This window comes from Nostoc sp. (assembly GCF_036916985.1).
Lineage (GTDB): Bacteria > Cyanobacteriota > Cyanobacteriia > Cyanobacteriales > Nostocaceae > Nostoc.
This window is the reverse complement of record NZ_JBALFD010000042.1, coordinates 44,254-66,982: the sequence shown is the minus strand read 5'-3', so window position 1 is coordinate 66,982 and position 22,729 is coordinate 44,254. Positions and strand designations below refer to the sequence as shown.

General features: G+C 40.5%; 20 protein-coding genes. 7 read left to right on the top strand and 13 right to left on the bottom strand.

Annotated features, from left to right (window positions below):
* Positions 1–32 precede the first annotated feature (32 nt).
* A complete protein-coding gene (locus V7L07_RS15425) occupies positions 33–539 on the bottom strand; it encodes a hypothetical protein (protein WP_335059204.1) in 507 nt (168 codons plus the stop codon).
* A 135-nt stretch (positions 540–674) separates the two neighbouring features.
* Positions 675–1,334, bottom strand: a complete 660-nt coding sequence (locus V7L07_RS15420; protein ID WP_335059202.1) for a hypothetical protein — start codon at positions 1,332–1,334, stop codon at positions 675–677.
* Between the two features lie 237 nt (positions 1,335–1,571).
* Here V7L07_RS15420 and V7L07_RS15415 point away from each other — a divergent pair, with 237 nt between their 5' ends.
* The 4 genes from V7L07_RS15415 (at position 1,572) to V7L07_RS15400 (ending at position 3,459) form a co-directional block, all read left to right on the top strand.
* Positions 1,572–1,832: a DUF2281 domain-containing protein gene (locus V7L07_RS15415; RefSeq protein ID WP_335059200.1), complete on the top strand. Its 261-nt coding sequence runs from the start codon at positions 1,572–1,574 to the stop codon at positions 1,830–1,832.
* Positions 1,819–2,232 carry a type II toxin-antitoxin system VapC family toxin gene (locus V7L07_RS15410; protein ID WP_335059198.1) on the top strand — a complete coding sequence of 138 codons (414 nt, stop codon included), beginning with the start codon at positions 1,819–1,821 and terminating at the stop codon, positions 2,230–2,232. Before V7L07_RS15415 ends, V7L07_RS15410 begins: the two co-directional genes overlap by 14 nt.
* Before the next feature lie 67 nt (positions 2,233–2,299).
* Positions 2,300–2,455 (top strand): hypothetical protein, encoded by a 156-nt coding sequence (locus V7L07_RS15405; RefSeq protein ID WP_335059196.1) that lies wholly within the window; start codon positions 2,300–2,302, stop codon positions 2,453–2,455.
* Positions 2,456–2,604: 149 nt separating this feature from the next.
* Positions 2,605–3,459 carry an HIT family protein gene (locus tag V7L07_RS15400; RefSeq protein ID WP_335059194.1) on the top strand — a complete coding sequence of 285 codons (855 nt, stop codon included), beginning with the start codon at positions 2,605–2,607 and terminating at the stop codon, positions 3,457–3,459.
* Positions 3,460–3,565: 106 nt separating this feature from the next.
* Here V7L07_RS15400 and V7L07_RS15395 read toward each other — a convergent pair whose 3' ends face one another.
* The gene (locus tag V7L07_RS15395) at positions 3,566–4,369 is read right to left on the bottom strand and encodes a Uma2 family endonuclease (RefSeq protein WP_335059192.1); all 804 of its coding nucleotides are present in this window, start codon (positions 4,367–4,369) and stop codon (positions 3,566–3,568) included.
* Between the two features lie 282 nt (positions 4,370–4,651).
* On the opposite strand from V7L07_RS15395, the gene serA reads away from it, so the two are divergent.
* From serA to V7L07_RS15380, 3 genes are all read left to right on the top strand, one after another.
* Positions 4,652–6,232 carry a phosphoglycerate dehydrogenase gene (serA, locus tag V7L07_RS15390; RefSeq protein ID WP_094350973.1) on the top strand — a complete coding sequence of 527 codons (1,581 nt, stop codon included), beginning with the start codon at positions 4,652–4,654 and terminating at the stop codon, positions 6,230–6,232.
* Positions 6,233–6,308: 76 nt separating this feature from the next.
* The gene (gene prmA, locus V7L07_RS15385) at positions 6,309–7,229 is read left to right on the top strand and encodes a 50S ribosomal protein L11 methyltransferase (RefSeq protein WP_335059190.1); all 921 of its coding nucleotides are present in this window, start codon (positions 6,309–6,311) and stop codon (positions 7,227–7,229) included.
* A gap of 120 nt (positions 7,230–7,349) precedes the next feature.
* Complete coding sequence (locus V7L07_RS15380) at positions 7,350–8,630, top strand: hypothetical protein (RefSeq protein WP_335059188.1); 1,281 nt, start codon at positions 7,350–7,352, stop codon at positions 8,628–8,630.
* Positions 8,631–9,006: 376 nt separating this feature from the next.
* Here the strand turns inward: V7L07_RS15380 and V7L07_RS15375 are convergent, their stop codons facing one another.
* From V7L07_RS15375 to V7L07_RS15330, 10 genes are all read right to left on the bottom strand, one after another.
* Positions 9,007–10,353 (bottom strand): NAD(P)/FAD-dependent oxidoreductase, encoded by a 1,347-nt coding sequence (locus V7L07_RS15375; protein WP_335059186.1) that lies wholly within the window; start codon positions 10,351–10,353, stop codon positions 9,007–9,009.
* A gap of 520 nt (positions 10,354–10,873) precedes the next feature.
* A complete protein-coding gene (locus V7L07_RS15370) occupies positions 10,874–12,073 on the bottom strand; it encodes a DUF4159 domain-containing protein (protein WP_335059184.1) in 1,200 nt (399 codons plus the stop codon).
* Between the two features lie 135 nt (positions 12,074–12,208).
* Positions 12,209–13,240 carry a phage tail protein gene (locus V7L07_RS15365; protein ID WP_335059182.1) on the bottom strand — a complete coding sequence of 344 codons (1,032 nt, stop codon included), beginning with the start codon at positions 13,238–13,240 and terminating at the stop codon, positions 12,209–12,211.
* Positions 13,241–13,328: 88 nt separating this feature from the next.
* The gene (locus tag V7L07_RS15360) at positions 13,329–15,524 is read right to left on the bottom strand and encodes a putative baseplate assembly protein (protein ID WP_335059180.1); all 2,196 of its coding nucleotides are present in this window, start codon (positions 15,522–15,524) and stop codon (positions 13,329–13,331) included.
* A complete protein-coding gene (locus V7L07_RS15355) occupies positions 15,521–15,934 on the bottom strand; it encodes a GPW/gp25 family protein (protein ID WP_335059255.1) in 414 nt (137 codons plus the stop codon). The genes V7L07_RS15360 and V7L07_RS15355 overlap by 4 nt, the downstream gene beginning before the upstream one ends.
* Positions 15,935–16,037: 103 nt before the next feature.
* Positions 16,038–16,334, bottom strand: coding sequence for a hypothetical protein (locus tag V7L07_RS15350; protein ID WP_335059179.1), 297 nt, complete (start codon positions 16,332–16,334; stop codon positions 16,038–16,040).
* A gap of 176 nt (positions 16,335–16,510) precedes the next feature.
* Positions 16,511–17,008 carry a PAAR domain-containing protein gene (locus V7L07_RS15345; protein WP_335059177.1) on the bottom strand — a complete coding sequence of 166 codons (498 nt, stop codon included), beginning with the start codon at positions 17,006–17,008 and terminating at the stop codon, positions 16,511–16,513.
* 117 nt (positions 17,009–17,125) lie between these two features.
* Positions 17,126–18,856 (bottom strand): VgrG-related protein, encoded by a 1,731-nt coding sequence (locus tag V7L07_RS15340; RefSeq protein ID WP_335059175.1) that lies wholly within the window; start codon positions 18,854–18,856, stop codon positions 17,126–17,128.
* Between the two features lie 44 nt (positions 18,857–18,900).
* A complete protein-coding gene (locus tag V7L07_RS15335; RefSeq protein WP_335059173.1) occupies positions 18,901–19,455 on the bottom strand; it encodes a CIS tube protein in 555 nt (184 codons plus the stop codon).
* Positions 19,456–19,493: 38 nt separating this feature from the next.
* Complete coding sequence (locus tag V7L07_RS15330; protein ID WP_335059171.1) at positions 19,494–22,682, bottom strand: hypothetical protein; 3,189 nt, start codon at positions 22,680–22,682, stop codon at positions 19,494–19,496.
* Positions 22,683–22,729 lie beyond the last annotated feature (47 nt).

Sequence of the window (22,729 nt, the reverse complement as noted above, 5' to 3'; positions counted from 1 at the left end):
TAATTTGACAAAATCGGTAAGCACGCACTAATTTAATAGCCACAATCTGCTGGCTCTATAATTAATTTCACGATAAATTTATTATCATTACCAAAATAACAATAGGAAAATGATACACCTTTTTGCAAAGCAACTTTTGTATCTGGAGTGCTACAGAGAGAATTTTTTACTACCGGAGATATATTATAAACAAGCTGTTTTGGATCTACTTGAAAAGATGAGTAGTTGATCAATTCATAGTTATAAACTAATCCATTACCGTCTACACTAACGTTATTCAGCATAGTTTCTTGATCTATTTGTATAGGTGTAGACTTATTCATCTCACTAGCTGCTTCCCATAAAGCCTGTTGCTTAGAGACTTTGTTCTGATTACTAAATGACTTAGCAATAGCTTCGCTACCAGTTTTTACCATAGATTCACCTACGGCATTAGCGAAACCTTTCCCTAAACCTTCTGCTATTTCACCTGCTAGTTTGCCAGAGCCTTTGCAGCTATATAGCATCACTAAAATAAGAATTGAACAAAAAATTTTCATGTTGGTTAATTTTTATTAAAAATAAAAAATATTACACTTAGCTGTAATTACTTGCAGTCATGTTTGTAAAAAAAATTAAAAATCAAAATATCATAACGCACCGTACAAGATTTGCGATCGTACTGATTTTTTTATTTAGGCTAGTGAGGAAATCTCATCATCCTTTAAAACAATGTAATCACTCTTATAGTAAGTCTCTGCCGCATCTAGCAATCCTTTTAGTAACCACCAATTGATTCCTGCTGATACTACTCCACCAATTAGCGGAATCCATCCAACACCAGTTTTTGCGGCTAATTTCGCAGTTAGTTTTGTCGCTGCTTTGGATGCAGCTTTTGCCGCTAGTTTCGCCCCAATCTTACTGCTTCCCTTAAGGATTACTTTTTCTACTACCTTGCCAGCTACTTTAGGAAGTATCTTGTTTGAAACCTTAATCCCTACTTTTCCAACTGGTACTGAAACTGTTGCTTCTGCTAAGTCTGACCAAACAGCTAGGATCATGTTCATGTCATTTTCATAGTCTATAACGTAACCTTTGATGTGACCAATCCCAAGACATCCCTGAGTGGCTACTTTTTTACACCAAAGAAGATCAGGTACTATTGCTGCTAACCCTACGGGGCCTCCAATTGCGCCAGTTAATGCACCAGATCCAGCTACGTATACTATGTGTTCTGCTTTCCAATCATCAACTGTATACTTAGCAGCCTTTTCTCTTAATGCTTTGCGTTCAACTTCCAACATACCACTGCCCCAATTTCTAAAAATCTGAGCAACTTCTTCTTGTAAACTCACAACAAACTACTCCTAGATTTACGTCTAAATTTCCGGCAAACAAAGAATACCTAGAACTATTTATAGTTCAGCTAAGTGGTATTTTAGTATCTTTTTAGCCTATAAACATAGAGTAATCTAACAGTAATAATACTTGACTCGTGATCAACTAGCTCACCGTATCAAACGTCTCACCCTACCATCACCGCGTAGTTTATAATGGGATAATACTGAAAAGACTCAATTTAGCAGTTAATTATGGTAATTAAATTTGAAGAGATATCTAGAGATATTGATACTTTACCAGAAGAAGCTCAAATATTACTACTTGATTTTATTCAGTTGCTCAAAAAGCGTTATCCACAATCAGAATCAGAAAATCATAGTCAGGAAAAAAGTCTCTATGAAAAATTTGATGACATTGGATTAATTGGTTGTTGTTCTGTGGAAGAAAATTTATCAACCACATACAAAGAAGTTTTATCTAATACATTAGATAATAAATATGATCATTGTTGATACAGGGTTTTGGTTAGCTCTTATTGATAAAAAGGACACTCACCACGAAAGAGTAAAACAAGCTTTAAAACAATATAATGAACCTTTAATTACAACATGGTCTGTTGTCACAGAAACTTGTTATCTTTTGCTAACTCGCAAGGGAGTTGAAGCTGAAATTATTTTTCTAAATAGTCTGCAACAAGAATTATTTACGATTTTTAATTTAGAACTTCACCATACTGCTCGAATTATTGAATTAATGAAAAAATATGCTGATCTTCCAATGGATTTGGCTGATGCTTCCCTAGTAATTTTAGCAGAGCATTTAGGGCATGGACGTATTTTTTCAGTAGATAAACGTGACTTTAATACCTATCGTTGGAAGCAAAGTTATCCTTTTGAAAATCTCCTATTTTGAAGTAATTATAAACTTATCGGCCGCGATCGCGCAATTTCTCTTCTAGCAAGTCCCAGAAGCAAATCAATTGATAGCGAATGAAATCATTCTCTCATCTGAGCAGCAGCCCAAACCGCATCCGCTAGACACATTTATGGAAACCTTTGGAACGTGGGAAGATACACGCACCACAGAACAAATTGTTGATGAAATATATTCAAGTCGGATTGTAAGCGATGCCTAAGGCTGGCTACGCCTACGCTATTATAGCTTGTGAACTATTTACTCGACACTGTTACCTGTTTTCACCTTAAAAATTATCAGCTGCGATCGCATAACCTCAATGGGTGCTGGGAATAATAAATTTGGGATATCTGCACCAAAGTTCATTCCATGAAACAGCAAAAAAATCAATTCAGTCATCTGACTGCGATCGAAAGAAGTTATCTGTCATTTCCTGCACAGTTTTTATTAAATCAAAACCTGTTACAAGGCAAAATACTAGACTTTGGTTGTGGCTTTGGGAATGATGTTAAGATATTGCGCCAAAAAGGTTATGATATTACAGGTTACGACCCTTATTATTTTCCAGAATATCCTGATAATAAGTTCGATACAATAATTTGCTTTTATGTTTTAAATGTTTTATTTATTGAAGAACAAACTAATGTTCTCATGGAAGTATCACACCTATTAAAACCAGGAGGTAAAGCTTATTATGCTGTAAGGAGGGATCTCAAAAAAGAAGGTTTTCGAGAACATTATGTTCACAAAAAACCTACCTATCAGTGTATTGTAAAACTTCCCTTCCCCTCGGTTTGTTTAGATGAACGCCGGGAATTATATGAATATATCCATTATAATCATCAGCGAAATTCATCTAATTATTGTATATTCTGTAATCCCCATAAAACTCTCAAACTATTAACTGAATCAGCAACTGCCTATGCTATTTTTGATGGCTATCCTATAAGTAAAGGTCATGTTTTGATTATTCCCAAACGTCATGTTAGCAATTATTTTGAACTGCCATTAAAGGAGCAATCTGCTTGCTGGCTTATGGTGAACAAAGTGCAAGAAATTCTCCAAACAGAATTTGAACCTGATGGTTTTAATGTAGGAATGAACATCAATCGAGCCGCAGGTCAAAATATTATGCACGCTAGTATTCATATCATCCCTCGTTATAAAGGTGATACTGTTTATAGCAAAAGTGGAATCAGGAACGTTATTCCTAAAAAGCAATAGTTTTTTACTGACAGTTTCCAGTAGCAAATTTTGATTTAGGCATTTGCCATAAATCTGAAAAACTCAGTTTTTTGAGTCTTGTTGAAAATATTGCAAAATATTTCAGTTAACCCAGATTGTCTGGATCTATTCCCAGCGCTCTTAATTGTTCAGTCAATTGTTGCACCCGTTGTTCTGCTTGTTGAGCGCGTTGTTCTGCTTGTTGAGCGCGTTGTGTCTCTTGTTGAGCGCGTTGTGTCTCTTGTTGAGCGCGTTGTGTCTCTTGTTGAGCGCGTTGTATCTCTTGTTGAGCAAGTTGTGCTGCTTGTTTTACTTGTTCTGCGGGCGTGAGATATCGTTGTCCTTGCTCATCATACCAATACATCCATTCTCGTGTTACACCACAATAATTTCCCCTTTCGCAACCAATTCCTAAGCCAATTTCTGGTAGCCAAAATGGGTTTCCCTCTTGCAATTCATACTTACCATTAACTAATTTATGTACTTCCAGATGCGGTTTACGGCGGCGACGAGAGGAATAAATTACGTAATAAAGTACACCTAAAGCCTCATATTCAGCTAATTTAGTAGTGTATTCCTTACGATAATTTTGGGATACTACTTCTAGGACGAAAATCGGTACAACATTTTCATCCCACAGCACATAACTAGGACGCAGTTCCTCATCATAAAAACGCTCTACCCCTAAGCTCAAAAACCCATCTGGGACAATTGGCGGTTTATCTGGGTGATAATAAATACCCATATCTATGGCAAACAACCAGTCCATACGTTCTGCCCAAAGTATCAGCAGGATAGCTTTAAGCAAGCCTGGTATCAATTCTTGCAGTTCGTTATCCACAGGTGTTTCATCAGAGTCCGGTAGTTCCTCGGCTGAGGGCAAGTACCTTGGCAAGTTGTACTCTAACATGGGTGGTTTCCACAAAACTCAAAGGGTATTTGGCTCACCAGAATTATAGCGATTTCTGAGCTAGTACTTGGTAAAGCTAGTGTTGAGAGTTTCTAGTCAGCAATAAAAACACTTAGCAGGCATTAGCCACCGGAAGTAACTCATGCTTTGATACCACGACCATATAGTGTAAGTTAAAGTTAAGTCGATATTCAAATGAATAATTTTTGCTGAATTGCGACAGATAAAGACTAAACTAAAAAGTCTTGTGCAGCAAAACCTGTAGCTTTAAATGAAATAATCATGTCTAAGGTTCTTGTCTCCGATTCGATTGACCAAGCTGGAATTGACATTCTTTCGCAAGTTGCAACTGTTGATGTCAAACTAGGTCTAAAACCAGCGGAACTGATCGCAATTATTGGTGAGTATGACGCGCTGATGATTCGCTCTGGTACACGCGTCACTCAAGAAATCATTGATGCCGGCACTCAGCTAAAAATCATCGGTCGTGCTGGTGTGGGCGTGGATAATGTAGATGTTCCCGCCGCCACACGCCGGGGAATTGTGGTAGTCAATTCTCCAGAGGGAAATACAATTGCCGCTGCCGAACACGCACTAGCAATGATTTTAGCTTTATCTCGCCACATCCCCGATGCTAACGCTTCGGTGAAACGCGGTGCTTGGGATCGCAATAGCTTTGTCGGCGCGGAAGTCTACAAAAAAACTCTCGGCGTTGTCGGTTTGGGCAAAATTGGTTCCCATGTTGCGGCTGTAGCTAAGACAATGGGGATGAAACTCCTAGCTTACGACCCTTTTATTTCTACAGAACGAGCCGAACAAATTGGCTGTCAGTTGGTGGAGTTGGATTTACTCTTCCAGCAAGCAGACTATATCACCCTCCACATTCCCAAAACCCCAGAAACTACCCACTTAATCAATGCCACAACCTTGGCAAAGATGAAACCCACAGCCCGGATTATCAACTGCGCTCGTGGTGGGATTATTGATGAAGTAGCTTTAGCAGCAGCTCTGAAAGCTGGTAAAATCGGTGGTGCAGCCTTGGATGTGTTCGAGTCAGAACCGCTGGGTGAATCGGAATTGCGATCGCTAGGCAAAGAAGTTATCCTCACCCCCCACTTAGGAGCCTCTACCGCCGAAGCTCAAGTGAATGTGGCCATTGATGTTGCCGAACAAATTCGTGATGTACTTTTAGGACTACCAGCGCGTTCAGCCGTCAACATCCCCGGACTCGGCCCCGACGTTTTGGAAGAACTCAAACCCTATATGCAGCTAGCAGAAACTCTAGGTAATCTAGTAGGACAGCTAGCTGGCGGACGGGTGGAAGTACTGAATATTCGACTGCAAGGTGAACTCGCAACTAACAAAAGTCAGCCTTTAATCGTTGCTGCCCTGAAAGGACTACTTTACCAAGCTTTGCGGGAACGGGTAAATTACGTAAATGCCAGTATAGAAGCCAAAGAACGCGGAATTCGGGTAATTGAAACCCGCGATGCTTCCATTCGAGACTATGCCGGCACACTGCATCTAGAAGCTACGGGTACTTTAGGTACTCATTCAGTAACAGGCGCTTTGTTGGGTGAGCGGGAAATCCACCTCACCGACGTTGACGGTTTTCCAATTAACGTCCCCCCCAGCAAATATATGTTGTTTACTCTACACCGCGATATGCCGGGGATCATCGGCAAACTTGGTTCCCTACTCGGCAGTTTTAATGTGAATATTGCCAGTATGCAGGTAGGTCGTAAAATCGTCCGTGGTGATGCGGTAATGGCTCTGAGTATAGATGACCCTTTACCAGAGGGCATTTTGGATGAAATTATCAAAGTCCCTGGTATTCGGGACGCGTATACAGTAACTCTATAAAGGCAAAAGTAAAAAGGCAAAAGTAAAAAGAAATACTTTTACTTTTGCCTTTTACCTTTTTACTTTTTACTTTTTTATGGCAAACACCTGGTGGGAACTACAGATTTTATGTGAGCCAGACCTAGAAGATTCGATCTTTTGGCGACTGGAAGATTTTGGCTGTCGTGGTACAGCTAGCGAAAACAAAGGAAACTCATCTTTAGTCAGGGCTTATCTGCCGACAATTCAAACAGAGTTACTAGATTTGGCAGCACTATCGCTATGGCTGCGTCAAGATGCCCTCTGTGTAGGAGTTTCATCTCCCTCACTGCAATGGCAATTGATTGATGAGGAAGATTGGGCGACTAGCTGGAAACAATATTGGCATCCGCAAGAAATAGGCGATCGCTTCCTAATTAACCCAGCGTGGCTACCATTACCAGAAACAACGGAACGGTTAGTGATTCGTCTCGACCCTGGTGTAGCATTTGGTACGGGCAACCATGCTACGACTCAGTTATGTTTGGAATCTTTGGAAATGCGCCTGAGTGGCGTTCCTCAGTCTTTTGTGGGTAGTAGTGGCAAACATGAACATCTGGTAATTGCGGATATTGGCTGTGGTTCTGGTATCCTTTCCATTGGGGCGCTGCTATTAGGTGCAGAGAAAGTCTATGCAGTAGATAATGACCCTTTGGCGGTACAATCAACCATCAGTAATGGTGCCCTGAATGACATTAGCCCAGAACGTTTACTACCAGCATTGGGAAGTGTAGACGTTTTGACAAAATTAATTGTAAGTCCGGTGGATGGTATCGTCTGCAATATTTTGGCTCATGTAATTATTGAATTGATACCAGAAATGAGTGCGATCGCTAAATCTGAAACTTGGGCGATCTTCAGTGGTATTTTGCTGGAACAATCTAAAGCTGTTGCTGACGCTTTAGAACAAAATGGTTGGGTTGTCGCTACCCTGTGGAAACGAAAAGAATGGTGTTGCTTGAATGTACGGCGTTCTTAAGCCAGTAGAAATTATCGCAATCCGATCTAAAACCCGTAGAACCCCGACTTCTTTAAAAAGTTGGGGTTATTTAAATGACATAATATATAGATTACCCACTATTGACTTTTGAAACTAGCGATGAAAGAACGGCTACAAATCCACAAAAAAGCTGACTCATCCGCTTATTCGTCAGAGCAAAGTCAGTTGCGAAAGCATCTATTAACTACCCACCCTCAACTCCGCTCCAACCAGCCTATAGTACAGGCTAAAGTAGAAAATCAGAAATTTCAACAGTATCAGTTTGAGGCAACAAAACTCCAAATACAAGCCAAGCACGGCACGATCACAGCAGAGGGACAAGAGCGACTCACTGTATTGCAAACAAAGATAAATGAGTCGTTGCAGCAAGGAAAAAAACATTCTTCCCAGTTTGGTCATAGCCTGAGCAAAATGGCGATCAAACGTGCTGATAGTGTGTTAATGGGACAAATACAGCCAAAACTCACTATTGGTCAATCAGGAGATCAATATGAGCAAGAGGCGGATAGCGTCGCTACTTCTGTAGTTAACCAAATTAATCGAGTTGTTTCAGAAAACCAGGATGCACAGCAGACAACTCTACCAGGTATTAAGAACGAACAAGCAAAGTCTGAAGAAATATTAGCAGCAAATAACTCAGCAGATAAAAAACAAAAATTTTTACAAGAATACTCGCTAGCCAAAACACTAGTAAATGGCATAGATGACACATTACCAGAAGATAAAATCCTGGAACAGCTTTTCAAAAATTTTGGAAATATTCAATTTCAATACACAATGGTGAGTAAGAGTCAAGATACTCTATTAAAAGGCTCTCCAGAAGGAGACTGTCAGACATTAGCTCGTGCTTTTAAAAAAGTTGCAGAAGAATATTTTGGTATTGAGAAAATAACAGTTGAAAGTATTGCCAAGCCTTTTTTGAGTGAAGCTGGAGCTACGCCACACCAAGGGAAAAAGCCAAATTGTGATGATGGTAAACGATGGTTTTTTCAAAACCATTATTGGGCTAGCTGGAATGGGAAAATTTATGATGTTTTATTCCTCAGCAATAAACGAACCGAAGCCGATATGGCAAAACAGGTACAACCACTCAAATCAATGTTGATGCCTGAACAAGAGTACTATGAAACAGAAAAAGGAAAAATTGTATATCCCATTGTCAATAAATACTCAACTGTAGAGGTTACGATATTTGAGAAACTGAAAAACTTTGTTAATAATCTCGGTCGGTTTTTCTCCAACAGTATGAGTGCGATCATCAATAAAATTCGGTCTTTATTTGCCCAAAGCGGAAACAACACCAGTGGTTTTGATTCTCTAATCAGAGAACTTGAACACGATAAAAATAATGCTGCAATATCAAACAACCAAACTCATTAACAATTCAAAATTCAAAATTCAAAATTCAAAATTAAAGACATTTCAGTAACCCAACATCCTGCCCGATATCCTGATATATGTTGGGTTGCGCTCCGCTTCACACAACCTACGTCTAATGCACTCAATAATTCTAACTTTTTGAAAATCCTTAATCGGTGTAATGAAGATTCTAGAATCATGCAAAACCGTCCCTCTCCGACTCGGAGAGGGACAGACTTGAACTTTAATTCAAAGCAGGGAGAGGTTTATCGAACTCACGTTAATTACTTCCCCCTCAAGCCGTTAATTTCTCTTGCCATCTCAAAATAAGGGAAGGTACAGTCATCACTCTAACAAGCTCTTATAACATCATTGAATGATTCTGTAATTCCTGAAGTTACAGAGGTGTCACAGAAGGCCGTTGCACGTTCTTCTTAACAGTTTTTGCTTCTACAAAAGCTTCCCGACCTGTAATCAATCTAGAGCGACGATTACGAGTGATATAATTCCACGCCCACTGAATTGCTACTACTATTTTAGTGTCAAACTCGATTAAGAAGTAGATGTGAATTACTAGCCAAAAGAGCCAAGCAATGAAACCTTGGAGTTTGATTAAGCCTAAATCTACAACAGCTAAATTTTGCCCAATCATTGCCAAAGTACCTACGTCATTGTAACGGAATTGTGGCAAAGTATGACCTTGAAGCCTGCGTTTAATGAGTTTAGCTACATACTCTCCTTGTTGTTTGGCTACAGGTGCAACACCAGGTAAGGGTTTCCCATTTTGATGAGAGAAGTTGCCTAAATCTCCGACGACAAAAATGTTTTTATAACCCTTGATAGACAAGTCAGGTTCTACAATCACACGTCCGGCGCGATCGCACTCTACACCTGTATTTTCTGCTAGAACTTTCCCCAGAGGTGAACCTTGAACGCCTGCTGCCCACAATATGGTTTTTGAGGCTATTTCTGTCAATTCATCGCCTTGCTTGAAAGTAACAATGTTATTTTCAATATTTGTCACTCTGGTGTTAGTGTAGACAGCCACACCCAACTTCTGTAAAGATGCTGCTCCTACTTTTGATAACTCTGGTGAAATGTGTGGGAGGATGCGATCGCCACCTTGCAATAGTAAAATTCTCGCTTCTGAAGTGTTGATGCTGCGGAAATCTTCTGTGAGAGTTTGGTATGCCAATTCTGCGATCGCACCTGCTAATTCTACACCGGTGGGACCACCACCCACAATCACAAAAGTCAACAAAGCACGGCGTTTTTCAGGATCAGTTTGTTTTTCTGCCGCTTCAAATGCCGAAAATATCCGGCGACGCATTTCTATGGCATCTTCAACAGTTTTCAAGCCAGGAGCAAATTCTTTCCAGTTATCCTTACCAAAATAGGAATGGTTAGCACCTGTGGCGACAATTAATGTGTCATAAGGTACTATTTCATCACCCAAAATAACTTGTTGGGCTTTGGGATCAATATCATTTACTTCGCCCAACAAAACTTTTGTATTCTTGCTTTTGCTGAATACAGATCGCAATGGTGCAGAAATATCAGCAGGTGATAACGCACCTGTGGCAACTTGATATAAAAGCGGCTGAAATAGGTGAAAGTTGCGTTTATCAATGAGAGTAACGTTTACGTTTGCTGTCTTCAAAGCTTTTGCTGTATACAGTCCACCAAAGCCACCACCAACGATCACAACCTGATGTGGTGCATTTTTCTCAAGTGAGAGAACCATAATAAATATTTCCTTGTGTTAAGAACTTGTAACTATTCTTAACAAAGATGTAACAGCTTTATGATGCAGGTTGCTGTTTATTTAGAACAATTGAAAAAATAGTGAAAGTAGCGAAAGTTATTTATTACCCCTTAGTTTGGGGTTTCCCTCAGCAAGAATTTGGCATATCTGTTGGCTGCCATGCCCGCCCGGAAATAAATTTTTTTGGCTTTTAGCTTAAGTCTACTGAAGTAGACTGGAGATTTTTGGCGACATTTAGTCATCTTCAGATGACTTTAGCTATGAGACGGGAATTTCAATTCCCGGCGGACGAGCGGTTTCACGTTAAGTCGACACCAATGGCAAGATGCCCACCCCACAACTTTGGATAATTTATTTCTTGGAGTTCCCTTGAGGGTTTGAAACCCACGCAGGTGGGTTTTGTTTGTATATACGCGGTTTCTAACCGCCCGTTTCCCGTTAAGTTGACACTAATCCCTTTTCTGTCCCCCTGCTCCCTGCTCCTTGCTCCCTGCCTCTTTCACCACTGCCCGGAATTATCTTCCTGCTGCAAACCAATTAACTGTCGCCGTTTCCAAGCATAGTGAAGAATATTAATCCCTAATTCCTGAGCTGTCCGAATAGTCAATCTCGGTAAACTCAAATCTCTATCCAGTCCCCAAGCAGTTGCCAAATCTCCAATAGCTAAAATAATTCCTCCACCGATTAATAGTTTAATCTGCTGTTGATTAACCATTGGTAAGGCAGCAAATAAGAAAGGTTTTGTCCTTAAAGGATGACTCCGTTGCAATTCTTCTAAAGGCCTTAAAGGACTTTCTAACTGTTGTGCCAAAGCTTGAGTACTCTCAATTAGAGGATTAGCATTTATTGGTGCATCAACTAGAAGCACACCACCTAAATTTAAATAATTTCTGAGGGATTCAAATTCGAGACTATTTAAAGAAATTGCTTGTCCACCTGTGAGATAAAGAATGTCATAGTCTTGGATATTTTCTGCTAAAGAAACCTGACCGGGTTCATCAGCCCCTCGCAAACTTGGGTATAGGGGTTCTACTGCTTGTAACAAATACGAAAGGCTGAAAAAATTACGCGCACATTCGGGATCACTATGATTCGCCTGTGCCATACAGACAAGTGCTTGAGGACGCATTTGTGCTTGACGGCGATAACGCAAATCAATATTGTTATATCCAGGAAAGAAAGCATCCGTAGGTTGAGTAATCTCAGTATGTCCTGGTTGCAAAAGTATCCGACATATTTCTATTTCTGAACTGGCTGGTGTAGAGTTTCTTTGGTCAATTCGATAAGTTTCTTGAACAATATCTCTTTGCTGCCCGCGCCGCAATTCATCAGGATCTACATAGCTAACTACTAAGTAGATCATGAGTGGTTCAGAACTTACTACTTCCATATCAATAGGAAAATCATAAGAAGTCGGTACAACAATTAGATTGCCGGCTAAATCAATTGCAATACCAGGCTGAATTTGTACCCAACGTCCATCTCGATATCTAGCTTCTACAAGGCTTGGGGCAGTTATATCTCGAACGCCTAAACCGCAGACAATTCCTGGTTGGTTTAAGCTTTGATATTGAGCATTTTGCCGATTCCGGTGATATTCATGGGCTGTGCGCCAACGTTCTGCATTGATTAGTAAGCCATCTGCGGCTTGCAGGCGCTCAAAAGATTTTATTGGTGGAGGGGGGAAAGGGTGAGACATCGCAATTTGGGATTTTAGATTTTGGATTTTGGATTAAAAGTCTGTTTAATTTTACTTAATTACGAATTACGTTAACGTAGCGGTAGCGAGTCCGCGTTCGCGAAGCGTCTCGTAGAGAGCGTCATTATGAATTATTTAATTAGTAGGATTCTCGATAGATAATTCATAAGTGCAAAAAGCTGGTTTTTCTTGTTCTATGATTCTTTGGATAAGTTCTTCATTGATGATGCCACTAGAAATATTGGAACGCAAACGTACTATAAAATGATATGGTTGTCCACCCGCTAAAACTGCATTTCCTAATTGTGCATCTCCGATAATAAAACTTGGCCCAAAAGGTTCTGTAATACTAATATGTTTATCAGCTTCATTAGTTAAATGTTCGTCTAGTGGTAAACCAGTATAAAGATGCAAGTAAAGACGCAATCCTTTACGAGTTCCTCGCCAGCGATAAAGTTCTACGGCACGGCGAATTAAACGCCGCTGTTGCTGGAGATCCCAAACAGAATCTACTTGCCAAGCAACCCAATGAGCCATAAAAGGTAATAGTGCCTGCGGTGCTGTCAAGGGATCGAGGTTTGCCCACATGACGTTGTAACTATTAACTATTGGTTGAAAGGCTTGCTCAAATATCTTCATGAAGCGACCAATAAAGTCCACTTCTCGATACAAAATTGGCAAGAATTCCATGTAGTCCGTGTAGGGACGGATGTATAAATCGAAATACTCGCTTCTCTCGATTTGTTCATTGTCCGTCCCTGGATCTATGTGTAGGGTAATAAGGCTGCGGAAATTAAGCGTTAGTTTATCTTTTTTACCAGGGGAAATTGCTTCTTGGTCTTCAAAAAATGTGTCGGGAATTGAGAAGTAGAGAACAGCATCCATTTGTCCGCGAGGCGGTATTTCACTTCCTTCTGTGCCAATTTGACACCACTGAGATGGGAAGTTACCCTCAATACTTAAACTTACCCGCAAAGGACGTTGTTCTAAGTTTTGTACTTGGACAATCATTTCGCTGGGATGCCCAGGATGCAAGAGTAAACTACGCCCAGCGACATCGATGTTTTCTGTATTTGCAAATGCTAAACCTGCCACAGGTAAAGCTTCGGGAATTTGCATTGGCGTTAATTGAATGCTTACAGCTGGACTAGAGCGACTTTGAACCATAGGATTGGGGATTGGGAATTGGGATTGGGGACTGGGAGGAGAATAACTACTGACAAATGACCAATGACAAATGACAAATGACAAATGACTAATTACGAATTATTTGGATGTCGTGATTTGAACGCAGATTTGTATCAGCCCAAGAACATATCAAACCTTCCGATCCTGGGTCAATCAATTGTTCTGGTGATGGTTGTCGTCGCCAAACTTCTCCTTGCTTGCGGATGGGAAACAGCAGAACGGGGCCTAAATGACGGACACCTGGGGTTTGTTGCAGTAATGCGACAATATCTGATGTATAAACTGGTCGTCCAAATGGCCAACCTTTGCCGTCAATTCCTCCAGTTAAGGGATTTAGATATTTATATAGCGATCGCCTTAAATTCCGGCGAACTTCCTCGCTGGCAAAAGTGTTGTTGTATGCTGGCTCTAAAGCAACTTCTGTCTGCACCGAAACACCTACGTAATTCGGCTCTTGTAATTCTATTTGTACCCCTAATAAGCGTCTTTCATCTAAATAACTCAAAATTTGCTCTTGCAGGGCATTACTGAGGGCAAATTCTTCTGGTGTCATGCCATTGCCTTGAGCGATCGCATCTGTGTTTGCGAATGGAACTACCAGTAAACTAACTATACCTGCTTGTCTCCGAGAATTTGCTGGCAAACACCGAACACGTGCGATCGCACCAGCACCCGCCTGTTGAGTTAAAACTTCAAAATCTTCAGCAGTGACGGCGCGATCGCGCGTGCGGAGGATACGGGGAGCCTTTATCACAGCCTGTTCCAGTGATTCTGCATCCGCCCCATTGATTGCAGGTACACGATTGACCACACTAGCAATATATGGATACGCAGACTTCAAAAACTGGATTGCCCCAGTTTGCACATTGCCTTCTCTACCGCCGCCTGTACGATAAGTAACCATCCTAATTTCTGAGCCACGGGGAGGAATCGCCCCATATTGGTGTTCAGATTGGTTATTATCAAGAACTTGTACAGATGTGTCATCTAGTGATGGTTGCTGAATTCGCGTCCGCACCTGTGTTTGTTGTTTAAGTTGGCTAGGTTCTCGAATCAGCGGCCCGAATTGGATTGTACCAGTGATGGAATCGATGGTGTAATGAAAGTTATGCGGCCCAGAATCAGCAAAGTCTCTCACCTCAGTCCACTTTTGCGGCAAACCACCAGCGGGAGTAACTAAAATATACTCATTTTCTCGGCGTTCTAAAATTGGTGCTGTTTGTAATTGGAAACTCTGACCGGGTGTACCATCACTAATTCCCAATCGCTCATCTTGAATTAGCATACTATGACTAGCCCTAACAGTACCGCCAATTGACCGCACTGCTAAACCAATAATCCTTGGTGGACGATTGTAACCAGTTTCATTGGCTTCTGTGGAAACAAAGCTACAGCGCAACCAGCGACCTCGGTATGAGGTAAAATTAGCCACAGGCCAAATCTGCGGTAGATGCAAACGTACCTCTGCACCTTGAGACGGGTTTCCACCCTGTTGAGCAATTTCATAAAAACTGAAACCGCGAGTTTTATCATCTGACTCTTGTAATAAAACGGGTTGCCAATTTTCCCCATCCCAGGCTTCCCACTTGCGGGGTGGTTGATTGGGGTTAATCCCAGCCGGGGTAGCCGCAGCCCCTTGGAAAATAATTTCTAAAACATTAGCGTCTAAAGGATCATCAGAATTAATTGCTAAATAAAAACAGTTACCAGGCTGGGGTTCCTCTTCAAATATTGGTTGTTCATTACCTGTCCAGTAACCGTTAGATTGACGAGTCCAGGAAGTTGTGACTCTTTCGCGCAGAGATTGGGGAATATCTTCGGTAGTTTGGGCAGTTAAGAAGTGTTGGATGCGGGGTTTGCCGATAATTAGCGGAGCATCTGTACTAAAGGTAATTGCTTCTGTAGTTTCAGTGCGGATAGTTGAGGCTTCCAATCCGGCTGGAATTGTGTAGGCTTCAGGTAGTGCAGCGCTTAAATAAAAAGTTAATTCTGTGCGGGCTGGGGCGGGAGGCTGAAGACGAATACCCAGTAATTCTAGAAAAGCGACATAATTTTTTCGGGGTACTTGGTTAAATCTGAGCAACATTTGGTCAGTTAACCAAGCAAATAACTCAATTAGCGTAATTCCTGGGTCGCTGAGATTATGGTCAGTCCATTCTGGACAGTAGCGAGGAATACGCATAATACATTCTTCCACCAAATCATCGAAGGCGCGATCGTCTAAGTTGGAAGAAGGTAATTTCGGTAAAAAGTCAAAGTTCACGATTCCTCCCCAGCTGAAACCAAATAATAAGGATAAACAAAACTATAAATATCCGGGCCGTCTTTAAGTCGATAATTGATAATAATGTCCACTCTGCCACGCATAGGGTCAGGATCAGTCAGAACTTCATCGATAGTGATGCGTGGTTCCCAAACTTCTAAAGCTTCCAAAACATAAAGACGGATTCGCAGTAGAGTATCGCTATTTAAAGGTGCAAACGCCAGTTCCGACAAGCGCGAACCAAAGGTAGGTCGATAAACCCGCTCACCTACTCCCGTGCGGAGGATAATCCAAATAGATTCCTTAACTTTTTGATCTTCACGGCTAAGTTGTATCCCACCTTGCACACTTAAATGCAGTGGATAAGCCCAACCTGTTCCCAAATAGGCTCGATCGCGACCATAAACCATATCTGGCACTTAGACAGCTGTTACATGGATATCTTCAAAGATATCGGCACAAAGGGTTTAAGCCTATTCGCCAAAGGTCGAAGATGAAGAGGCAGGTAGGAGTTTAAGGTTCCGAGGTGGATGAATGGAGTTCTGAGGTGGATGAACGGAGTTCTGAGGTGGATGAACGGAGTTCCGAGGTGTATGAACGGAGTTCTGAGGTGGATGAACGGAGTTCCGAGGTGGATGAACGGAGTTCCGAGGTGGATGAACGGAGTTCCGAGGTGTATGAACGGAGTTCTGAGGTGGATGAACGGAGTTCCGAGGTGGATGAACGGAGTTCCGAGGTGTATGAACGGAGTTCTGAGGTGGATGAACGGAGTTCTGAGGTGGATAAATCTATAGTGGTTCTCAGTTGCATAGAATACAGACCTAACCCCCAGCCCCTTCCCTTCTAGCGTTGGGGAGTAAAATTCAAAGCCTCTCTCCTTTTAGGAGAGAGGAATGGAAGTGAGGTCAAAGTGTATTGCATCCGAACGAGAAACGCTATAGTTCCGACTTTCTCCCTCATTTCCCCCATCTCCCCTACTTTTCCAATCAGCCGCCAATCAAAACAGTAAAATCACCTTTGACAATTTTATTTGGTGGTCCTAATGCTTCTAGAATAGTGTCCCCCATCCGAGAGGCAGGTAGATTATTAATCAGCACAGTCTGACTACCATCAATCACAACCCCAGGGCCGTGAGGAGGCAAGGGTAAAGGTGTGGCGCAATTATGAATATCAGCACCAGCGGCAGCAGCAGCGATCGCACTACCCATAGTAGCAGCAGATGTTGCCTTTGTAGTTTGTTCGGTGGCCAAAGCAGCAGGTGCCCCTGGTGTACCAGCCGCCGCTAAAGTAGCAGCCTCAGCCGCTTGGATAGCTGCATCAGAAGCGGTTTTGGCAGACTGCAAACCTGGTACTGCTGCTGCAAGCACACCCCGCCACGCAGGTAAAGACCCAATCAAAACATTGGGACTACCCGGCCCTCCTGTTAAAACTGGGGGTAAAGGGTGCGCTACATTGTCGGTAATTCTTGCTGCTGGTTTACCCATAACAACCTCCTATAGTGTCTTTAATCTCTTGCCTCTGTGTTCTCTGCGTCTCCGTAGTTAGATAAATTACTTTTAAACCACAGAGGCACAGAGAGCGCTGAGAAAAAACATAGAAAATTAATTAAGGCGAATCATCGCACCTTTCACTGTAATCACGCCGTTGGCTGAAATGTCTATATTTCCAGCAGCATCTAATGACATATTACCTGTTGATTTCACTGAAACAGATTTAGCCATGTCATCCATTTTGATTTTATGACCACCTGTGGTTTCAATCTCTATACAGCGATCGCTATCATTGAGATATATTTTGTGACCACCTGTGGTTTCAACACGAATACCTTTTTTACTACTTCCTTTATCTTCTTCAACAAACTGTAGAACATGACCTACACGAGTCTTAATGGTGCGTAATCTCACACCACTTGTAACCGAGTCATCCACCTTTTCCGGTGGTGCATCCTGACCATTCCATACCCCGCCAATGACATAGGGACGGTGGATATCGCCATGTTCAAAACCTACCAAAACTTCATCGCCTACCTCTGGTAAACAGTCGAAACCTCGATTTGGGCCTGCTCCCAAAGCTACAACTCTTGCCCAGTCACTTGTATGTTCTTCTGTGAGAGTGGGAAACATTACCTTCACTCTACCCCATGACCGTGGGTCTTTGTTATCAGTCACAATTCCCACTAATAGAGTCTCAGATGGCTGTAGACGTTTTTGTGGGGATAGAGTTGTGAATAAGTTACCAGAACGTAGCCCCCGCACGCTAAAATCAGTTTCATAAACCCGCTGACTGTAGAAATGGCGGGTTTCTGTAACATAATACTTACCACTATAGCGATCGCCCATACCCTTAAGCTTAACAACTCGTCCAGGACGAATCTCAGGATTCCCTGCTGCTTTAGCATCTGCATAAACAAATTCTCCTCCCAATTCATCACACAAAGCCTGAGCCATAGCTTTTGCTTGATTTTGACTGGTGACAGGTTTATCTACAACAATCATTTTGGGAGACTTAAGATTAGAAAATGCAGTACTGGTACTACTTCCTAACTGATTGCCTGTCTCGGTTACTTGTTTTTCTTTATTAGCTGTTTGGCTAATCAATTTTTTCTTAGTATAGTCCCAGGCACGTACTTCTACAGAACTCACCTGTTCAGCACTGGTGACGCGGGTACTAAATTTACTAATATCATCTAGCCATTCTAATGCTAGAGATTCCTGAATTTTTGGTTTACAAAAATTCAGCTTATCCTCTGTAATAAATAGTTCAAAACCGTTACGGGCTGCCCTTTCCTGCAGAAACTCCATATTAGTTTGGTTCTCTTGGAAAACATACTTATTAACTTCGCCTGTTGAATCGATATCGCCAGGTCTTATACCTACTTCTTGAATTATCTTTTTAACTATATCACTATCAGTTTCATTCAAAAAAGAACGATTATAACGACCTCTGTGAAGACGATGAGAAATATCATAACCACGAACAATGATGTCCGCTTCAGATTTTTCATTGAAATGAACTTCCATCGCGGTAATTTCGCCTTCAATTAGAGTTTTTTCTACCTCATCTTGAAAATTATTATCTAGAGTAGTACTCGAAGTAAAACCCAACTTGACTTTTTTGCCAATTTTAAATAACGGATCATGTCGCCAAGCCTTATTTTCTGGTCGATCAGATGTAGGAATATAGCTATTATGTATTACTAGCGTAAACATTGCTGGCAAATGAAGGCTTTCTTCGATTGTTATTTGCAACAAATCCTTCATTAATTCAGCCGAAGCAGGTTTTCCGTCTATCTGAATTTTAGGTTCGCTTAAATAAAGACTTTTTTTAGGCATAAGTAGTAATCTATAAAATTAAAATGTTCCAACAATCCTAAATTTTAATTATTTTTTCCCAGTTTGGGATTTGGCTGGCGACTTGCACCTTTAGAATCAGATTCGCGTCCTCCAGGAAGGTTATTTTTATCTACTTCTTGCAAGGCTATATCTACCAGCGCTCTAACTGGTGTACCATCACTCATAAACATATTTAAAGAGTAAGTTAAACTCGTAATTACACAATAGAAATACTCTGTTCCCCATGTAAATATATAAACAGGTGGGCGCTTATCAGTTACTCTATTGATAGTTTCTACACCCTTTTTAATATTATCAATATATTTTTTCATTACCGACTCTTTCGTTTCATAAGTATCATATAATAATTGTTTCAGTGTAAACTTATAAGGATCAACCCCAGAAAAGTTTACTTTTGGAAGTAAAGTAGTTCCCCTATTACCTTGCTTACTTTCCCACTTCACAGTTCGAGCAAAACTAATATCTGTAGGATTAAACATTAATTCAATATCTGGCGCTTCGCCGTTATAAGCTACAAGTTTGGCTTTCTCAAGTTGTGGTTGGCGCTTTTGAATAACAATAATTGCGGGACTTGCCATTTGAATAGTTCTCCAAAAATTAATTATTGAATAGAAAATTACCAAGGTAATCGACCAGAGTAACCGCCATGACGTTCTCGCTCAATTTCTATCCGTTGTCGTAATCTGTGATAAATTTCACGGGCTAGAGCTTCAAGATTAGCCGTATTATCTTTATCATCTTCTTGAGAAGCTAAAGAGGTATTCTCTATTGTCTCAGTTATCGGTTGTATTTCTCTAGATATGTCGGGTGGAGTCACTTCTCCACCATCAGCAAAGCCTCTAGGTGTAGGAAGGTGTTTAGCAAAAACTTGTGGCGACTCTGAAACATGAGAAAAATCATAATTTTGGCTATTAGATTCCACATCACTAAAGTTAAAGTTAGTGAATTCATCATTATTTGCATTGAGTAAATCTTCCACACTTGACCATTGAGAAGGTGTATTTGACCATTGGGAAGGTGTATTAGTGTTGGGATTTGCTTTTCGGAAAATTAGGGGAGGTGATGAGTATTGAGGTGAAGGTTCATCCACATCAACTGTTTCGTTTTGAAGAGAATTAAGCTGTGGAAAATTGAGAATTGAAAGCTTCTGTTTACTAATATTCAACCCCAAAGAAGAAGGAATTAAAGAATTGGATATCTGAGGTGAGTAAGTCTCGGTACTTTTTAGCTGTAATGAAGTATCTGGAAAAGAATCGACTTTAGTCGGAGTCTCTGGAGAAGTTGTTTCTTCTGGTTCTGTGGGATTGGGTATCTGTAAACTTGGAAGGATAATATCTTGCGGTGTTCCACCAGTGTTGATGTGATGTAGTAGAGGTAAATTCTTCTGTGCATCCCTGGTATTAATCACAAACTCCCCAGGTGTAAGCATTGCTGGTACTGTATCCGAGGCTGCAATCTGTTGACGATTTTCAACGTGGGAGTCTGTTACTTGACCACCAGTAGCATAACCTTTAGGTGCGGGCAAATTTTTAATAGTCGCGTTTTGCTCAACTTCAGATGGTATAGTTACTTCATTTTGTGCGGAAGTTGTTTCTTCCGGGATATCTGGATTATCTGAAATATCAACAAAGGTTGATATCTTAGGATTTGTTACCGCAAAGGGAAGTTCTGATTCTATTGGTTGTTCATTGTCAATACTTTTCCTGAAAATACTCTCAGTTGTAACGATTTTAGGTAATGTGGCGGGAATTGTTGGTGTGTTAACGTCCTCGTGAAACATCACAGTTTCAACAATCTCAGGCAGTGTGGCGGTAACTGCTAGTGTTTCAACAATCTTAGGCGATGTGGCGGTAACTGCTGGTGTTTCAACAATCTCAGGCGATGTGGCGGTAACTTCTGGTGTTTCAACAATCTCAGGCGATGTGGCGGTAACTGCTGGTGTTTCACCAATCTCAGGCGATGTGGCGGTAACTTCTGGTGTTCCAACAATCTTAGGCGATGTGGCGGTAACTGCTGGTGTTTCAACAATCTTAGGCGATGTGGCGGTAACTGCTGGTGTTTCACCAATCTCAGGCGATGTGGCGGTAACTGCTGGTGTTTCAACAATCTCAGGTAGCGCTAAGATAGGATAACTTTCTGTAGACTCGTTGGTAGTATTCTCAATACTGCTGTCATCTTGCAATGAAGTTACATTTGTTGAGACATCTAAAAGATTATCTGCAATAGTAGATTGTGATTCTAAAGTTACTAACTGGTCATGATTATCAGAGTTTGCAAATAAACTGGGTGTGTCTTCAATATCGGCTGAGGTTGGTGTTAACTGAATAGGTATATCGGCTGAAGACTGACTCGTAAAACTAGAGACAATATCTTCTTCTATTGCAATAGGACTTTTTACAACTGAAGACTGAGAATTAGGTACAGCAGTATCTTGTAGTGGTGTATAGCTGTGCGTCCCTACTATATTTTCATCATTTGCAAAAACATGAAGTGTGTCATTAACATCAGATGATGTCAATGTTGATGATAAAGCTGCATTTCCTAGAGAATTATCCGCCATAAAATTATCTGTGACAAAACTCTTTGGATTATTTTCTAAGATTAAGTCTGTTTCAATATCTGTAATTGCCTCAAAATCACTATTTCTATTTATATATGATGATTTCTCTTCTGACGATGGAGATATAAAGGTTGGCAATACCTCATTGTTATGTATTAAATTTGTTGAAGAAACGATGGTTTGATTATCAATTATGGAAGGAAGGTGATCTGTTTGAATATCCTGTTGTGGTAGCGTTGGGCTAACTGGAATATCTGAAATATTAACTAATTCTAATATTTCAGGGATTATCTGCTGTTCATCATTTCCCAAGGAACTATGGGGGACAAAAGTTTGATCTATATTTTGATAAAAAGGAAATTCTACAAGTGAAGATTCTGCTAAATCACTTTGATTATCATCTAATTTATTTTCTTGTTGCAATTGTAAAATACTTTCTATTTCAGACGATTCTGCACTAGGCAAATTAGATGATAATTCAGGATTTACTTGCAGATTGTCGTTAGTAATATTAACGTTAGGTGAATCTGGTGCCGTTATACTAGGCGTTATAATATTAATTGAATCATGATTCTTTTTAATAATATCTGAAGCAATATCAAGTTGTAAAGTGGGGAGTTCTAAGTTAACCTCAGCAAGCAGATGTTTATCTGATGCTAATAAGCTATTTTCATTTGAATTAATAGGAATATTGTTTTCGTCAATAAACTTAGTTACAGATGATTTAACCGATTTTTTAGTCTTAGATTTAGTGGCTGACTTTTTTTCTGGGGGCTGTTGAGATTTATTTGTTTTTCTTGATTTAGATTTAGATTTAGATTTACTTTTAGTACTAATATTGATTTCTGATGACGTATCATTACTCGTATTGTTTTCAATGCGAATTGGTATTATCTCTGGAATACTATTATTTACTAGTTCGCTACTGCTAATATTACTATTTTCTAGTGAATTTATAAAATCAGTAGAATCAGGCTCAAGTAAGGAAAATTCATTATTTATATCCTGAGTATCCCAACTATCCCAACCTATTAGTGGTTGTATCGATGGCTCATGTTCACGAGATAAGAAAAACTTTGAGGATGTAACTAATGGTGGTTTATTTTGAATGGAACTGATAAAATTACTTCGTGAATGTAGAGAATGAGACTCTTTTCTCAATAACATTTTGTGAGGATTAAATAAAGACGCTCTAATCCCCAAGGGATGAATATTGTTTCCTAGTGTAGGTTTAATAATTTGCATATAGGACTCATATTTGATTTTTAAACAAAACTCAATACACCTTTATT

Bases quoted from the DNA above. Each gene is read 5' to 3' on its own strand.
- V7L07_RS15425 (WP_335059204.1), bottom strand. From the start codon at position 539: ATGAAAATTTTTTGTTCAATTCTTATTTTAGTGATGCTATATAGCTGC.
- V7L07_RS15415 (WP_335059200.1), top strand. From the start codon at position 1,572: ATGGTAATTAAATTTGAAGAGATATCTAGAGATATTGATACTTTACCA.
- V7L07_RS15410 (WP_335059198.1), top strand. From the start codon at position 1,819: ATGATCATTGTTGATACAGGGTTTTGGTTAGCTCTTATTGATAAAAAG.
- V7L07_RS15400 (WP_335059194.1), top strand. From the start codon at position 2,605: ATGAAACAGCAAAAAAATCAATTCAGTCATCTGACTGCGATCGAAAGA.
- V7L07_RS15395 (WP_335059192.1), bottom strand. From the start codon at position 4,369: ATGTTAGAGTACAACTTGCCAAGGTACTTGCCCTCAGCCGAGGAACTA.
- serA (WP_094350973.1), top strand. From the start codon at position 4,652: ATGTCTAAGGTTCTTGTCTCCGATTCGATTGACCAAGCTGGAATTGAC.
- prmA (WP_335059190.1), top strand. From the start codon at position 6,309: ATGGCAAACACCTGGTGGGAACTACAGATTTTATGTGAGCCAGACCTA.
- V7L07_RS15380 (WP_335059188.1), top strand. From the start codon at position 7,350: ATGAAAGAACGGCTACAAATCCACAAAAAAGCTGACTCATCCGCTTAT.
- V7L07_RS15375 (WP_335059186.1), bottom strand. From the start codon at position 10,353: ATGGTTCTCTCACTTGAGAAAAATGCACCACATCAGGTTGTGATCGTT.
- V7L07_RS15370 (WP_335059184.1), bottom strand. From the start codon at position 12,073: ATGTCTCACCCTTTCCCCCCTCCACCAATAAAATCTTTTGAGCGCCTG.
- V7L07_RS15365 (WP_335059182.1), bottom strand. From the start codon at position 13,240: ATGGTTCAAAGTCGCTCTAGTCCAGCTGTAAGCATTCAATTAACGCCA.
- V7L07_RS15355 (WP_335059255.1), bottom strand. From the start codon at position 15,934: ATGGTTTATGGTCGCGATCGAGCCTATTTGGGAACAGGTTGGGCTTAT.
- V7L07_RS15350 (WP_335059179.1), bottom strand. From the start codon at position 16,334: ATGCAACTGAGAACCACTATAGATTTATCCACCTCAGAACTCCGTTCA.
- V7L07_RS15345 (WP_335059177.1), bottom strand. From the start codon at position 17,008: ATGGGTAAACCAGCAGCAAGAATTACCGACAATGTAGCGCACCCTTTA.
- V7L07_RS15340 (WP_335059175.1), bottom strand. From the start codon at position 18,856: ATGCCTAAAAAAAGTCTTTATTTAAGCGAACCTAAAATTCAGATAGAC.
- V7L07_RS15335 (WP_335059173.1), bottom strand. From the start codon at position 19,455: ATGGCAAGTCCCGCAATTATTGTTATTCAAAAGCGCCAACCACAACTT.
- V7L07_RS15330 (WP_335059171.1), bottom strand. From the start codon at position 22,682: ATGCAAATTATTAAACCTACACTAGGAAACAATATTCATCCCTTGGGG.